This is a genomic window from Haloarcula sp. MBLA0138 (assembly GCF_055632455.1).
This window is the reverse complement of the sequence record NZ_CM145746.1, coordinates 1,818,419-1,831,630: the sequence shown is the minus strand read 5'-3', so window position 1 is coordinate 1,831,630 and position 13,212 is coordinate 1,818,419. Positions and strand designations below refer to the sequence as shown.

Annotated in this window: 12 protein-coding genes and 1 pseudogene; 7 read left to right on the top strand and 6 right to left on the bottom strand. The window is 70.2% G+C overall.

Features of this window, described 5'->3' with window-relative positions; translation table 11 throughout:
* Window positions 1-35: 35 nt before the first annotated feature.
* On the bottom strand, window positions 36-656 hold the full coding sequence (locus ACV7JO_RS09740; protein ID WP_470353214.1) for a GNAT family N-acetyltransferase: 621 nt from the start codon (window positions 654-656) through the stop codon (window positions 36-38).
* A 117-nt stretch (window positions 657-773) separates the two neighbouring features.
* Between ACV7JO_RS09740 and ACV7JO_RS09735 the strand changes: the two genes are divergently transcribed.
* Window positions 774-1,175 (top strand): universal stress protein, encoded by a 402-nt coding sequence (locus ACV7JO_RS09735; protein ID WP_470353213.1) that lies wholly within the window; start codon window positions 774-776, stop codon window positions 1,173-1,175.
* Between the two features lie 48 nt (window positions 1,176-1,223).
* Here the strand turns inward: ACV7JO_RS09735 and ACV7JO_RS09730 are convergent, their stop codons facing one another.
* Window positions 1,224-2,576: a methyl-accepting chemotaxis protein gene (locus tag ACV7JO_RS09730; RefSeq protein ID WP_470353212.1), complete on the bottom strand. Its 1,353-nt coding sequence runs from the start codon at window positions 2,574-2,576 to the stop codon at window positions 1,224-1,226.
* Window positions 2,577-2,705: 129 nt separating this feature from the next.
* On the opposite strand from ACV7JO_RS09730, the gene ACV7JO_RS09725 reads away from it, so the two are divergent.
* Window positions 2,706-3,464: a maleate cis-trans isomerase family protein gene (locus ACV7JO_RS09725; protein ID WP_470353211.1), complete on the top strand. Its 759-nt coding sequence runs from the start codon at window positions 2,706-2,708 to the stop codon at window positions 3,462-3,464.
* A 72-nt stretch (window positions 3,465-3,536) separates the two neighbouring features.
* On the opposite strand, the gene ACV7JO_RS09720 is transcribed toward ACV7JO_RS09725, so the two are convergent.
* Window positions 3,537-3,980: a MaoC family dehydratase gene (locus ACV7JO_RS09720; RefSeq protein WP_470353210.1), complete on the bottom strand. Its 444-nt coding sequence runs from the start codon at window positions 3,978-3,980 to the stop codon at window positions 3,537-3,539.
* A gap of 90 nt (window positions 3,981-4,070) precedes the next feature.
* Between ACV7JO_RS09720 and ACV7JO_RS09715 the strand changes: the two genes are divergently transcribed.
* The 3 genes from ACV7JO_RS09715 (at window position 4,071) to ACV7JO_RS09705 (ending at window position 7,147) form a co-directional block, all read left to right on the top strand.
* Window positions 4,071-5,396, top strand: coding sequence for a CoA-binding protein (locus ACV7JO_RS09715; RefSeq protein ID WP_470353209.1), 1,326 nt, complete (start codon window positions 4,071-4,073; stop codon window positions 5,394-5,396).
* A 61-nt stretch (window positions 5,397-5,457) separates the two neighbouring features.
* Window positions 5,458-5,778, top strand: coding sequence for a hypothetical protein (locus ACV7JO_RS09710; protein WP_470353208.1), 321 nt, complete (start codon window positions 5,458-5,460; stop codon window positions 5,776-5,778).
* Between the two features lie 133 nt (window positions 5,779-5,911).
* A complete protein-coding gene (locus ACV7JO_RS09705) occupies window positions 5,912-7,147 on the top strand; it encodes an FAD-dependent monooxygenase (RefSeq protein WP_470353207.1) in 1,236 nt (411 codons plus the stop codon).
* 194 nt (window positions 7,148-7,341) lie between these two features.
* On the opposite strand, the pseudogene ACV7JO_RS09700 reads toward ACV7JO_RS09705, so the two are convergent.
* The 3 genes and pseudogenes from ACV7JO_RS09700 to ACV7JO_RS09690 all read right to left on the bottom strand — a co-directional run bounded on the left by ACV7JO_RS09700 (window position 7,342) and on the right by ACV7JO_RS09690 (window position 10,956).
* Window positions 7,342-8,753, bottom strand: a pseudogene (locus ACV7JO_RS09700) (FAD-dependent oxidoreductase).
* Between the two features lie 70 nt (window positions 8,754-8,823).
* On the bottom strand, window positions 8,824-9,612 hold the full coding sequence (locus ACV7JO_RS09695; protein ID WP_470353206.1) for an SDR family oxidoreductase: 789 nt from the start codon (window positions 9,610-9,612) through the stop codon (window positions 8,824-8,826).
* Window positions 9,613-9,657: 45 nt separating this feature from the next.
* Window positions 9,658-10,956 carry a nickel pincer cofactor-dependent isomerase, group 22 gene (locus ACV7JO_RS09690; RefSeq protein ID WP_470353205.1) on the bottom strand — a complete coding sequence of 433 codons (1,299 nt, stop codon included), beginning with the start codon at window positions 10,954-10,956 and terminating at the stop codon, window positions 9,658-9,660.
* 108 nt (window positions 10,957-11,064) lie between these two features.
* Between ACV7JO_RS09690 and ACV7JO_RS09685 the strand changes: the two genes are divergently transcribed.
* A complete protein-coding gene (locus tag ACV7JO_RS09685; RefSeq protein ID WP_470353204.1) occupies window positions 11,065-11,829 on the top strand; it encodes a hypothetical protein in 765 nt (254 codons plus the stop codon).
* Window positions 11,822-13,144, top strand: a complete 1,323-nt coding sequence (locus tag ACV7JO_RS09680) for a S8 family serine peptidase (RefSeq protein ID WP_470353203.1) — start codon at window positions 11,822-11,824, stop codon at window positions 13,142-13,144. The genes ACV7JO_RS09685 and ACV7JO_RS09680 overlap by 8 nt, the downstream gene beginning before the upstream one ends.
* The last annotated feature ends 68 nt before the right edge of the window (window positions 13,145-13,212 follow it).

Here is a 13,212-nt window from a genome sequence, read left to right as displayed (position 1 = left end):
CGCCGTTATCGAACGAATCGCCGAGTGATTGTCGGTCAGCCGCCCGGTGTCGTCCCCTCCCGCTCGGCAGGCGGCCGCTGAACCCGCTCTGCGAGGGGTTGTTGGAGCGAGAGGCGCATCTCGAACTCTGCCCCCATTTGTTCGACGACATCGAACCCGAGATTGTCGTACACCGTGAGCGCCCGGTCGTTGTCCGCCGCAACGGTCAGCGTCAGCGCCTCGTACTCCCGGTCGGCGGCGTAGGCGACGAGCTGGTAGAGCAGTTCGGAGCCGACGCCCCGTCCCTGCGCGCCGTCGGCGACGAAGACGACGAGGTGGGGTTCGGCGGCGTCGGTGGGCGTGACCCCCGTGTGGCCGACGACGCTCCCGTCGACCTCGGCGACGAGGCTCCAGCCCGTGTCCGTGAACCGGTCGAGCCAGCCGTGTAGCCGCGACTCCGTCGCCGGCGGCAGCCCCATCGTCCGGTCAGCGGGGTCCAGCCCGAGATACAGGTCGACGAGGCGCGGCCGGTCGTCGGACTGATACGGGCGGACCAGCCCCGGTACCGATTCCCGGTCGGTGAACCGCGGACACCGCGGCGGGCAGTGAGGTGTCCCCCGACACTCAGAGTTGTCCCAGCCGTCACAGGCCCTCCGCTCGTCGGTTCCGCGTCCCATGATACGACGTACCACCTCCGCGCACTTAATCCGCGGGGCGAATATATTCGGCCGCGGGAATCTCGCGCGTCGGGAACGCACAGTGGATATAAGGGTGACTGGGCTGAACGTCGAGACATGGTTCGACTGCTACTGGCGCTAGACGACCGGTTGTCACAGGCTCGCGCGCAGATCAACGCCGTCGAGGACATGGTCGAGACGGCCGACGGGGCGGAGGCGTATCTCCTGCACGTCTTCGGCGACAATCCCGAGGGCGGGTCGGTCAAGCAGGTCGAGGCCGTCCGCGAGACGGCCGACCGCCTCGAAGCCGCGGGCGTCGACGTCGAGTTCCTCGAATCCAGCGGCGACCCGGCCGAGGAGACGCTGAAGTACGCCGAGGAGTACGACGTGGACCAGATATGCGTCGGCGGCCGGAAGCGGACGCCGGCGGGCAAGGCGCTGTTTGGCAGCGTCACGCAGGACATCATCCTCGGGACACCACGGCCGGTCCTCGTCTGCGGGAGCGAAGAAGAGGCGTAACGACGCTCGGGGGTGCGTTGAAGCGGCCGGAAGTCCCGCGCGGGACTCTCAGTCGGCGTCGACGGCCGCGTCGAGGTTGCGTTCGAGCGACTGGACGCTCTGGCGTATCTGGGCTATCTGCTCGGTCTGGCGCTGGTTGGCCGTCGCCAACTCGGATATCTGCTCGGCCACCCGCCTGACGCCCTCGACGGTAGTGTCGAGCAGCGCGGCTATCTCCTCGGCGCTGGTCGCTTGGTCGTTCGTCGCCGCCGCTATCTGGTCCAACTGGCCGGAGATGTCGGCGATGGCCTCCTGAATCTGGCGCTGGTTCTCGTTGACGCCGGTTATCTGTGTCTCGATGTCGGCCACCATGTCGGTGGTCTGTTCGACGCTGTCGACGGTCGTCGACGCGATGTCGGCCACCGAGTCGATGAGGCTCTCGATGCGGTCGGCCTCCGTCCGGGACTCGGCCGCCAGCGACTTTACCTCGTCGGCGACGACGGCGAAGCCCTCCCCGGCCTCGCCGGCCCGGGCCGCCTCGATGGAGGCGTTCAGCGCCAGCATGTTAATCTGCTCGGCGAGGTCGTCTATCGTCGCCACCACGTCGTCTATCTCCGCTACCTGTTCGGCGAGGTCGCCGGCGTCCTCGGCCATGCGCTCGCTGGCCTGCGAGACGTCCTCGACGGTCGAGAGGAGGTCCTGTGTCGCCGCCTCCGAGTCGGCCGCGAGGGACTCGGTCTCGTCGCTCTGGTCGCTGATGGTCTCGACGCTCGAGGCCACCTCCTCGGTCGTCGCGCTGAACGTCTGTATCTCCTCGTCCACGTCGTCGATGTTCTCGGCCTCTTCGTCGGCGATGTCGGCTATCTCCTCGGCGTTGTCGGTCACCTGTGCGGCCGCCGATTCGAGGTCGGCGACCGAGGTCTCTAGTTCCTCTTGGACCTGCCGCTGGACCTCCCGCATCGACTCCCGCTGCTCGACGAGGTCGGTCACGCGACTGACGTACTCGAAGCAGCCGACGGTCTCGCCGCCGGGCGCGACCAGCGGGACGCCGGTCGCCCTGACGTGCCACTCGGTCCCGTCGTCGTGCGTGCCCGACCGAACGTCGGTCTCGCGTATCGCCTCGCCGGTCCGGGCGACCTCCTCGGCGAGCGTCTCCGTGACTTCGTCGGTCCCGACCACCTCGTGGGCCGGCTTGCCCAGCGCCTCGCCGGCTGGAACGCCGATGAAGTCCTCCTGCTCCGTGTTCCAGTGTGTCAGCGTGCCGTCGCCGTCGACGACGATGACCGGTTCCGGGAACAGTTCGACCATCTGGTCGAACATGTGCCGCCAGTGGTCTCGCTCGGCGCGGAGACGTTCGGTCTCGTCGGACTCGTCCGGTAGCTCGGGTGAGAGTGTCGCTTCGTTCGGGGCGGGCTTCGACATACCCGGACGTTGTTCGTTTCTCTGTGTTAAGATGTTCTGTAGCGGTAACTTCCGCGCCGGTCCACCGTGGACGGTGGATGGTCGATGGCGTGCCTTTATTTCGGGGGCCGACCGAGGTTCGAACGACGCATGACAGACGACTTTCGCGTCGGGCTGATAGTCCCGAGTTCGAACGTGACGATGGAGACCGAGATTCCCGCGATGCTGCAGGGACGGCCCGAACACTATCAGGAGTCGTTCACCTTCCACTCCAGTCGTATGCGGATGCAGAGCGTCACACAGGAGGAACTGGAACGGATGGACGAACAGTCCGAGGAGTGTGCGACGCTGCTCTCCGACGCGCGGTGTGACGTGCTCGCGTACGCCTGTCTCATTGGTATCATGGCCCAAGGGCCGGGCTATCACGAGGAGAGCGAGGCCGCGCTCCGCCAGCGGACGGCCGCCAACGACGCCGACGCGCCGGTCGTGACGAGCGCCGGCGCGCTGGTGCGCGCGCTCGAACGCCTCGACGCCGAGCGGATAGCGCTCATCGCGCCGTACATGGAGGACCTCACGAGGACCATGATAGAGTACTTCGAGAGCACGGGCGTCGAAGTCGTCGACTACGAGGCCTTGGAGTGCCCGGACAACCTCGAAGTCGCGCAACTGGACCAGCGGAACCTGCTGCACATCGCCGACTCGCTGGAGACGGCCCACGCGGACGCGCTCGTGCTGTCGTCGTGCGTCCAGATGCCGTCGCTCGCGTCGATTCAGGCGGCCGAAGACAAGTTCGGACTGCCCGTCTTCTCGGCGGCGACGGCGACGACCTACGAGATACTCGACCACCTCGGTCTCAGCACGCAGGTCCCCGGTGCCGGTCGCCTGCTGGCCGGCGGCATCAACGAGTGACGGTGTCGGGATGGGCCGGTTCCACAGTCCCCGATGCGGGACGCGCCGGACCGACGACCACGGTTCGACCCGCTACGGCTCGGATTGCCGGCGGACCATCGCCGTCGCGTCGTAGGAGATGACGCGGTCGTCGTTCTGGTTCAGCCCCTCGTGGCGGGTCGTCACGTAGCCGCTGTCGGCCCGGTTCTCGGAGAGTCGCTTCTCGGCAACCTCGGTCCGGAGCCGGAGCGCGTCGCCGGGGCGCAGCGGCCGGTGCCAGCGCAGGTCGTCGACGCCGACACCGGCCTGCGTGGCCGTCTCGGGGACGCTCTCGACGTGGAGACGCATGCAGAGCGCGGCGGTCTGCCAGCCGGAGGCGACGAGGCCGCCGAAAATCGAGTCCTCGGCCGCCGCCGCGTCGGTGTGAAACGGCTGGGGGTCGTACTTCTCGCCGAACTCGATTATCTCCTCGCTCGTCACGCGGTACGCGTCGGACTCGTGGACCTCGCCGACTTCGATGTCGTCGAAGAAGCGCATGCGCCAGCGAACGCGGCGGCCGAACAAAAAACCGAGGTGCCGGAGGTCCACAGTCGAAAGGTATATTCAGACTTCCGGAGAAAGTGGCATATGAGTCTCCCGGACCTGTTCGACCCAAGCAGCATCGCGGTCATCGGTGCCTCAGAAACACCCGGTAAGCTCGGCAACGACGCCATGGCAAACGCCAAGGAGTTCGACGGGCCGGTCTACCCCGTCAACCCCGCCGGCGAGGGCGAGGTGTACGGCTACGAGTTCGTCGACGCTGTCGCCGACACCGACGCGGACCTCGCGCTGTGTTGCGTGCCCGCACCCGCGACCCCGGACGTACTCGAAGAGTGCGGCGAGGCGGGCGTCGGGGCCGCCGTGGTCTTCGCCGGTGGCTTCGCGGAGGCAGACGAGGCAGGACGCGAGCGTCAAGCGCAGATGCGCCGGACCGCCGAGGAACACGACATGGCCGTTCTCGGGCCGAACACGGCTGGTCACATCATGCCCAACCGGAACGTCTTCAGCTCCTTCGTCCCGGGCTTCGACGAGATCGAGGCCGGCGACGTGGCGGTCGTCGCACAGAGCGGCGGCGTCGGCGTGACCGCCACGTTCCAACTCGACCGCGAGGGGTACGGGACCGCCGGCATGTACGGGCTCGGGAACCGCGTCAACACCGACTTCGACGACGTGATTCCGGTCCTCGACGAGGACCCCGGAACCGAAGCGATAGCGATGCACGTCGAGGGGACGACCGAGATGGACGCCACCGTCGAGGCCATCGAGGCCGCGGACACGCCGGTCGTCGCGCTCAAGTCCGGGAACCGCAACGAGGAGTTCGTGCAGGCACACACCGACGCGCCGATACAGAGCTACGACAGCTACGAGTCGGCGTTCACCGACGCGGGGGCCGTCATGGCCGAGTCGATGACGGAACTGCTCGACGCGAGCCGCGTCCTCGCCACGTGCCCGACGCCGGACGGCCCCAACGTCGGCCTCGTCACCGCACAGGCCGGCCCGGGCATCATGATGGCGGACTCCCTCCGAGAGCGGGGCGCGAACTTCCCCGCGCTGACCGACGAGACCCACGAGCGCCTCGACGACCACCTCCTCGGGTTCACCTACGACCAGAACCCCGTCGACACCGGCCGGCCGATGCCGGAGTTCGGCGAGGTGGTCGACGCCGTCGCCCGCGACGACAACGTCGACATCGTCCTCGTCTACGAGATATTCGAGCACTCCTTGGGGTACCCCGTCGAGGAACTCGAAGCGCTCACCGAGGACGTCGACAAGCCCGTCGTCTTCACCGTCGCCGGCCCGGACGAGGCGCTGACGCCCGACCGCGAGCGGATGGAGGACCTCGGGATTGCGACGTTCGACGCCCCCGAGCGCGGTGCCTACGCCGCGTCCGTCCTCGCCGAGTGGTCGCAGTAGGCCCCGGCCTCGCTGTCCGCGCAGCAGAAACGTTTAGGTGGTATCAGTCATCATCGTCTGTATGGTTCGACAAAGCGACTTGGCAGAAGCGGCTGCCGAAGCCGACGACCTCCCGCACCCACGCGACGTCGTCGGCGAGCACGAGGAGATTCCCGTCACGGACATCTTCGACGAGGCGTTCGTGCGGGAGTACACCGACTTCGAGGACTTCGACGGGATGGTCGCAGCCAGCCCGTCCGATGCCACCTCGGCCGCGGACCTCGAACTGGTGCCCGACGGGACGTGGGACGAGTTCGTCGCCGAGACGACGGTCTTCGCCGACGAGGAGGAGCTAGTGTTCGCGGCCCGCGACCACTGGGTCGAGACGCAACTGGGACTGTAACTCCGCAGCCGCCGCGCGTGTTCGCCCGCCGATAGCCTCGCGTATACTCGCAGTAGCCGGTTTGTGACGGTCGTTCTGCCGGACCCAACCACAATAATTATCTTGGACCTGTCCCAAGCGACGTACAGATACGATGAGTAGCAATGACGCGGACGAGCCGGTGTTAATCGCCGGTGCGGGCCCGGTCGGGATGACGACGGCACTCGCACTGAACGCGCGCGGCGTTCCGGCGACCATCTTGGAGGCGGAGCCCGAGGACCGCGACCGGTCCGGCAGCCGGGCCATCTACGTCCACGGGACGACACTGCACACGCTCGAACGAGTCCACCCCGGGCTGGGCGAGAACCTCGTCGAGGAGGGGCTGGTCTGGCCGACCCGGCGGACCTGCTGGCGCGGCAAGGAAGTGTTCAAGCGGACCTACGACAATCCCGGCGGCGACGGGAAGTTCCCGCACTTCACGAGCGTCCCGCAGGTCCGCACCGAGGCGTACATGCACGAGGCCATCGAGGAGGCCGGCATCGACATCCACTGGGACTGCGCCGTCGAGACCGTCGAGAGCGACGCCGACGGCGTCCACGTCGAGACCTCGGACGGGCGCGAGTGGGAGGCCCCGTACCTCGTCGGGGCCGACGGCGGCGGCTCGACGGTCCGGGACGAGATCGGCGCGACGTTCGAGGGCGACCAGTCCGAGAACTCCTTCATCATCGCCGACGTGGACGAACTCGACGACGAGGACGAGCAGTGGCCCATGGAGCGGCTGTTCCACTACGACGCGCCGGAGGTCGGCGGGCGCAACGTGATGCTCGTCCCCTTCACCGGCGGCTGGCGGCTCGACATCCAGTGCATCGAGGGCGACGACCCCGACGAACTGGTCTCCGACGAGCAGATGCGCGAGTTCGTCACCGCGGTGATGGGCGAGCAGTACGCGGACAAGCTGACGTGGGTCTCCAGCTACAAGTTCCTGCAGGTGATGGCCGACACGTTCGTCGACGACCACCGACGAGTCCTGCTGGCCGGTGAGGCCGCACACCTGCTCGCGCCCTTCGGCGCGCGCGGGATGAACTCCGGTATCGCCGACGCCGACGAGGCCGCTTCCGCCGTCGCCGTCGCCTACCGCGCCCAGACCGACGCCGTCGCCCGCGACGAGGTCGAACTGTACGCGGCCCGCCGCGAGAAGGCCGCCGAGTACAACCTCAACGCCGCCGGCGAGGCGCTGGAGTACCTGCAGGGCGAGAACCCGGCGACCGTCCTGCGAAAGGAGGCCGCCGCGTCGCTGGCCGACTACTTCGAACCGGCCGGCGAGTACCTCGACGACGCACCCTACGGCCCGCACGACGCACCGCCTATCGTCTCGACCGGCAACTACTGACTCGGACGCGTATCTCTCCTTCTGTCTGCATATTCTCACTCTTCGTCTGTATACAATCTAGTATATTGTTTATATAGGTAGATATGGAAACGGATATGGCGTTCCAACAGTATCGAATCACATTCGAGTACCACTACCAGTCCAAATAGTTCTTTCTCAGCCACCTCTCCCGAGCGCCAGCGACGGCAGCCGGGTCACAGCGACCCGCCCAGCACCTTCACGGCGACGAGGACGGGGTCCCAGACGGGGCTGAACGGCGGCGCGTACGCGAGGTCCGTCCGTTCGAGTTCGCCGACGGTCATCCCGCTCTCGACGGCCGTCGCCAGCGTGTCGATTCGAATCGCCGCCCGGTCCGCGCCGACGACGGCACCGCCCAGCAGGCGGCCGGTCCCGGCGTCGGCGGTCAGCGTCACGTCGGTGTCGTCGCCGCCGGGGTAGTAGCCGGACCGCGAGCCGGCGGTGACCGTCTCCGAGACGGGGTCGAACCCGGCCGCGCGAGCGGCGTCGTGGTCGATAATTCCGGTCCGTCCGCACTCGAGGTCGAAGGCCTTGAGGACCGCCGTCCCGGCGATGTCGCCGACCGGGGTCGGGTCGCCGGCGACGGTCGCCCCGACGGCCCGGCCCGCGCGGTTGGCGGTCAAGCCAAGCGGCACCCACGCCGGGTCGCCCGTCACGGTGTGGGTCGCCTCCGCGCAGTCGCCGGCGGCGTAGACCCCGTCGACGCTGGTCTCGCCGTAGGCGTCGACCGCGACGGCACCGGAGTCGCCACACGCGACCGGCGTGTCCGCGAGGAGAGCCGTGTTCGGCCGGACGCCGATGCCGACCAGCGCGAGACCGACCGGAGTCCGCCCGCCGTCGTGGACGACGGCCTCGACGCGGTCCTCGCCTGCCAGTTCCTCGACCGCCGTCCCGAGGTGCAGGGTGACACCGCGCTCGCGGAGGTGGTCGGCCACGCGCGCGCCGACCGCCTCGCCGAACGGCTGGAGGAGGGTCTCCGAGCGCTGGAACAGGTGTACGTCGAGGCCGTGGGCCCGAAACGCCTCCGCCATCTCGACGCCGACGTAGCCGCCTCCGACGACGGCGACGCGCTCGGGCGGTGTCCAGTCGGCGTACTGCTCGACGAGAGCGGTGTCGACGTACTCGATAGACGTGTCGACAGCGTCGGCCCCCGGCTCCGACAGCGCGGCGCGGACCGCGGCCGCCGAGTCGAGGCCGTGCATCGTGAACGCGCCCGGGCGGTCCGCGCCCGGGAGCGGGTCCGTCACCGCGCGGGCTCCAGTCGCTACGAGCAGGTCGCCGTAGGGTTGCTGGAAGCGGCCCTCGGGCGACTCGACGATGACCCTCTCGGCGGCGGTGTCGACGGCGACGACCTCGTGGTTCCGCCGGAGGTCGATACCGCGCTCGGCCGCTTGCGCGGGCGAGAGCGACAGCAGGTCCGTGAGTCGCTCGACGATACCCTCGACGTAGTAGGGGTCCCGCAGTGAGCGTAGGAGACCCACTCGCCCCGCTCGAAGACGACGACCTCGCGGTCAGTCGTCTCGCGTGCGAACTTGCTCGCCGCGCTCAGCCCCGCCGCGTCGCCGCCGACCACTACGAACGGGTCCATACCGTCGACGAGGCGTGCCAGCACTAAATGGTTGGTCGGCTAACTAGACGGCGACCGGTCAGCGCTCGTTTCAGAGGGTCGCCTGCGTCGCACCGCCGTCTATCGGGAGGGCGGTGCCGTTGACGAAGCCGGATTTCGGCGAGGAGAGGAAGGCGACCACGTCGCCCAGTTCCATCGGGTCGCCGACCCGCCCCAGAGGGTTGTCGGACCACTCGGCGATGCCCGCCTCGTAGGAGTCGTACTTGCCGCTCTCGACGCCGTCCTCGACGAGGGATTCGATGCGCCGGGTCTCGTGGGAGCCCGGGAGGACGGCGTTGGTTCGAACCTCGGGCGCGAACTCCTTCGAGAGGGTCTTCTCTAGCCCGATGACGCCCATCCGAACGGCGTTGGACAACACGAGGTCGTCGAGCGCCTCCTTGACGCTGCGGGAGGTGACGTTGACGATGGTCCCGCCGTCGCCCTCGCGGAGGTGCGGGTACGCCGCCCGGGCCAAGCGGACGACGCTCAACACGAGCAGTTCGTAGGCGGCCGTCCAGTCCTCGTCATCGGTGTCCATGAACGCCCCGGCCGGCGGGCCGCCCGCGCTTGTCACGAGGTGGTCCAGCCCGCCGAACTCCGCGACGGTGGCCTCGACCAGCGCCGCCACGTCGTCGGGGTCGGTGAGGTCGCCCGCGACGGTGACGACCCGGCCCGCCGCGTCGGCCTCGATGTCGGCTTTCGCCGCCGCGAGCCGGTCGGTGTCCCGGCCGTTGAGTACGACGTTCGCGCCCTCGCGGGCCAGCGCCCGCGCCGAGGCCTTGCCGAGACCGCTCGACGATGCCGTCACCAGTGCCGCGTTGCCGTCCAGTTGCAGGTCCATACCGGGTCAACTGCCCTCGTCGGGGAAAGCGTTTGGACCCCGAACTCACCGCTCGGCGAACGCCGCCGTCCCGCCGTCGAAGGTCAGCGCCTCCCGGCCGACGACGGTGGCTGCTTCGGGCAGGTCGTCGACGAGCGCCGCCGACACCCGCAACTCGCCGAGGGCCTCGGTGTTGCGTATCCAGACCACCCGGACCGTCTCGGGGTCGTAGCCGCCAAGCGCCGACAGCGCCGTCCGGAGCGCCGTCTCGTCGTCGGGCGCGACCAGCGGGAGTTTCGCCTTCGCCAGCGACCCGCTGGTCACCGCGTTCGCGTAGGTCTTGTGCAGGTCCAGTCGGTCGACGGCCGCCCGCCGGGTGATGTCGGCCAGCCCGATGCCGACGCCGTTGCCGTCCGTCGCCTCGGTCAGCCCGCGGGCGTAGATGAGGTCGATGTCGGGCGTCTCTGGGTCGGGCGCGTTCAGCACGCGGTAGCGGCCGACGACGTTGGTGTCCATCCCCGCGCCCGATATCTCCTTGCCGAGTTCGTCGACGACCAGCAGGTCCACGTCCGCGACCGGGAGCGTCGCCATCTCGGCGTCGGCCAGTTCCAAAAGCGCCGGCTCGCGCTCCGCGAAGGCGTCGGCCGGGACGGCCTCGACGTGGGCGAGGCGCTCGTGGAAGTTCTCGACGAGGGCGATGCCGCCGACCAGCGGGGTCTCGGCCCGGAGCACCTCCAGCGCGGCGGTCAGCGTCTCGACGTACCCCTCGGCGATGGCCGTCGAGTGAAACGCCTTCGCGCCGCGTTGCTTGCCGAGGCCGACGACGGCCATCTTCGTCAGCCCGCTCTCTATCGGCCCGGTGAAGTTCGTGTGCGCCTTCACGCGGTTGAGGACGAGGACGGCGTCGGCGTCCAGCGCGGCCGTCGCGGCGTGGACCGGCATCTCGGTGTCGCCGACGGTCACCGACCCCACCCGTTCGGTGTCCATGCGGGCGTCGACCGGCGCGCCGACGCTCGACTCCGTGACGCCCAGCGACTCCAGCACCGCCCGCTGGCCCGCGGCCGTCGCGCCGCCGTGGCTCCCCATCGCCGACACGACCACCGGGTCGTAACCCCGCTCGTCCAGCCACGCCACGGCGGCCCGCGCCACCGCGTCGATAGCGTGGATGCCCCGACTGCCGACGGCGACGGCGACGGTCGCACCCGTCTCGACGCCCGAAAGTGGCAGGCGGTCCATCTCCGCCCGCACCGCGGCGGCCGGGTCGTCGACGCGCTCGCTGTCGGGGTCGTACCGGACCCGCGCGAACGGAGGGAGCGGCTGGGGGTCGACGAGGTCCGTCACGGCCTCGCGCTCGGGAAACTCCATGCTCGGAGGTGGCGGCCGACGGCATACAAACCTGCGGGTCGGCCGAGCGACTTCGAAGCCTGTTTGAGCGTCCCGTAGACCTTAGGGGAGCGACCCCGACGCTGGACCATGTACCGCTGTCGGCTCGTCGCGCTCGCGCTGGTGGCCCTCTCGGCGGGGTGCGCCGGGTTGGGGTCCGGAGCGGGCGCTACGACCCCGGCAGCGCCCGCAGAACCGCCCGGCGTCGCCGACGGCCGCCTCGTCGACGCGAGCGCGCTCGTCGCTGCCCACGAGCGGTCGCTGTCGGGAACGGCGGTCTCGCTCGGCGTCTCCCGGACCGAGCGTGCCACGGTCGCCGGGACGGCCAACCGGAGCGTCGAGACCGCACTCCGGACCGACGGCGACGGGCGCTCGCTGGCGACGGTCGAGACGACGACGGCGACCGGGACCCGCCGCGTCCGCGTCTGGCGCGGTCCCGACGGGGACCGACGGTACGACGGCGACGGCGTGCGTCCCATCGAGGCCGCGACCGACGCCGCCGGGCTGTACCGGACCGCGCTCCTCGAACGGTGGCTTGCGAGCGGCCGGTTCGTCGTGACGCGGGTCCGCGACGGGCCGCCGCGGCGCTACGTCCTCACCGCGACGGCGTACCGGCCGCCCGACGGCCCGCTGGAGGCCGATACCGTCCGGTTCCAGTCGACAGCCGTCGTCACGGCGAATGGGAGAGTAAGCGCCTTCGCCGCCACGTTAGTCACCGTCGAGCGCAACAAATGGGGCCGTCAGCGCCGGACGCGCGCGGCCGGCTATCGCGTCCGCACCGGCGCGACCAATCTCACGCGGCCCGCGTGGGTCGACCGGGCGGGGCGCGTCGGGGAGGTGACACCGGGTGCGTGAGTGGCAGGCCGCGACCGCCGTCGCCGCCGTCGTCGTGTTCGCGCTCGTCGTCGCCATCGGTGGGCTGGCGGCCACGACCGGTCCCGCGGTAGATTCCCCCGCCGACCGGTCGGCTACCACCCCCGTCACGGTCGACGGCGGCGAGGGGTTCGCCGCCGTACACGCGGCCGGCGTCACCGGTGGGAACGTCTCCGTCGGCGTCGTCGACGCCACCGGGTTCGACACGGCCGACCCCCGCCTCGCCGGTCGCGTCCGCGCGGCGCGGGCGTTCGGGTCGGCCGCGCTCGACGGCGACACCACTCACGGGACGGCCACGGCGCGGGTCCTCGCCCGGACGGCCCCCGACGCCGACCTCTATCTCGCCCGGGCCGACGGCGTCGACAGCTACCGGCGAGCGGTCCGGTGGCTCCGCCGGCAGGGCGTCGACGTCGTCGTCGCGCCGGTGTCGTTCTACGGCCAACCGGGCGACGGGACCGGCCCGGTCGCCCGCGCGGCACAGCGAGCCACCGAGGACGGCGTCGTCTTCGTCGCGCCCGCGGGCAACCTCGCCCAGTCCCACTGGCGGGGCACCTACGACGGGGCCACCGCCGACAACGGTACCGTCAGGTTCGCCGACGGGCGCTACCGGCGGTACGTCCGCGGCGGGACCGACATCGTCCTCTGGCTCAACTGGGACCGGAGCCACGCGAGCGAGGACTACACCGCCGAGCTGTACTGGACCAACGGGTCGGCGACCCGGCTGGTCGCCCGCTCACAGCCCTACCGGGCCGACGGCGTGCCCAACGAGCGCATCGTCGCCGACGTGCTCCCCGGCGAGTACTTCGTCGTCGTCCGCGGGCCGGACCGGCCCACCGGGGCACGCCTGCGCCTCGTCTCGCCGACCCACGAGTTCCGACGCGCCGACCCCGGCGGGAGCGTCGTGGCCCCGGCGACCGCCCCCGGCGTCGTCGGCGTCGGCGCGTACAACGACCGTATCGAGCGACCCGAACCCTACAGCTCCCGCGGTCCGACCGTCGACGGCCGGGCCGGCGTCGACGTGGCCGCGCCCGACCGGCAGTTCGCCGCGGCCAGCGCGGACGGCTTCGTCGGCTCCTCGGCGGCGACGGCCTACGTCGGCGGGGTGGCCGCGCTACTCGCGGACGCCGACCCGACCCTCTCGCCCCCGGCAGTCGAACTCCTGTTGGAACTGACCGCGCGCGACGTCCACCGCCCCGGCGTCGACTACGCGACCGGCCGCGGCGTCGTCGTCCCCTCGCGGGCGGTGGCGGCCGCGGCGAACGAGACCGGTGGGGCGAACGCGACGGCCGGCGGCTGACGGCTAAAAGCCCGATTTAAGCCAGCCGAAGCGCTATGTGGCCGGCCGTGTCACTGTCCGGTAACGAC

What these genes read in the sequence shown, in the direction of transcription:
- ACV7JO_RS09740 (WP_470353214.1), bottom strand. Translation starts at nt 656, where the DNA reads ATGGGACGCGGAACCGACGAGCGGAGGGCCTGTGACGGCTGGGACAAC.
- ACV7JO_RS09735 (WP_470353213.1), top strand. Translation starts at nt 774, where the DNA reads ATGGTTCGACTGCTACTGGCGCTAGACGACCGGTTGTCACAGGCTCGC.
- ACV7JO_RS09730 (WP_470353212.1), bottom strand. Translation starts at nt 2,576, where the DNA reads ATGTCGAAGCCCGCCCCGAACGAAGCGACACTCTCACCCGAGCTACCG.
- ACV7JO_RS09725 (WP_470353211.1), top strand. Translation starts at nt 2,706, where the DNA reads ATGACAGACGACTTTCGCGTCGGGCTGATAGTCCCGAGTTCGAACGTG.
- ACV7JO_RS09720 (WP_470353210.1), bottom strand. Translation starts at nt 3,980, where the DNA reads ATGCGCTTCTTCGACGACATCGAAGTCGGCGAGGTCCACGAGTCCGAC.
- ACV7JO_RS09715 (WP_470353209.1), top strand. Translation starts at nt 4,071, where the DNA reads ATGAGTCTCCCGGACCTGTTCGACCCAAGCAGCATCGCGGTCATCGGT.
- ACV7JO_RS09710 (WP_470353208.1), top strand. Translation starts at nt 5,458, where the DNA reads ATGGTTCGACAAAGCGACTTGGCAGAAGCGGCTGCCGAAGCCGACGAC.
- ACV7JO_RS09705 (WP_470353207.1), top strand. Translation starts at nt 5,912, where the DNA reads ATGAGTAGCAATGACGCGGACGAGCCGGTGTTAATCGCCGGTGCGGGC.
- ACV7JO_RS09695 (WP_470353206.1), bottom strand. Translation starts at nt 9,612, where the DNA reads ATGGACCTGCAACTGGACGGCAACGCGGCACTGGTGACGGCATCGTCG.
- ACV7JO_RS09690 (WP_470353205.1), bottom strand. Translation starts at nt 10,956, where the DNA reads ATGGAGTTTCCCGAGCGCGAGGCCGTGACGGACCTCGTCGACCCCCAG.
- ACV7JO_RS09685 (WP_470353204.1), top strand. Translation starts at nt 11,065, where the DNA reads ATGTACCGCTGTCGGCTCGTCGCGCTCGCGCTGGTGGCCCTCTCGGCG.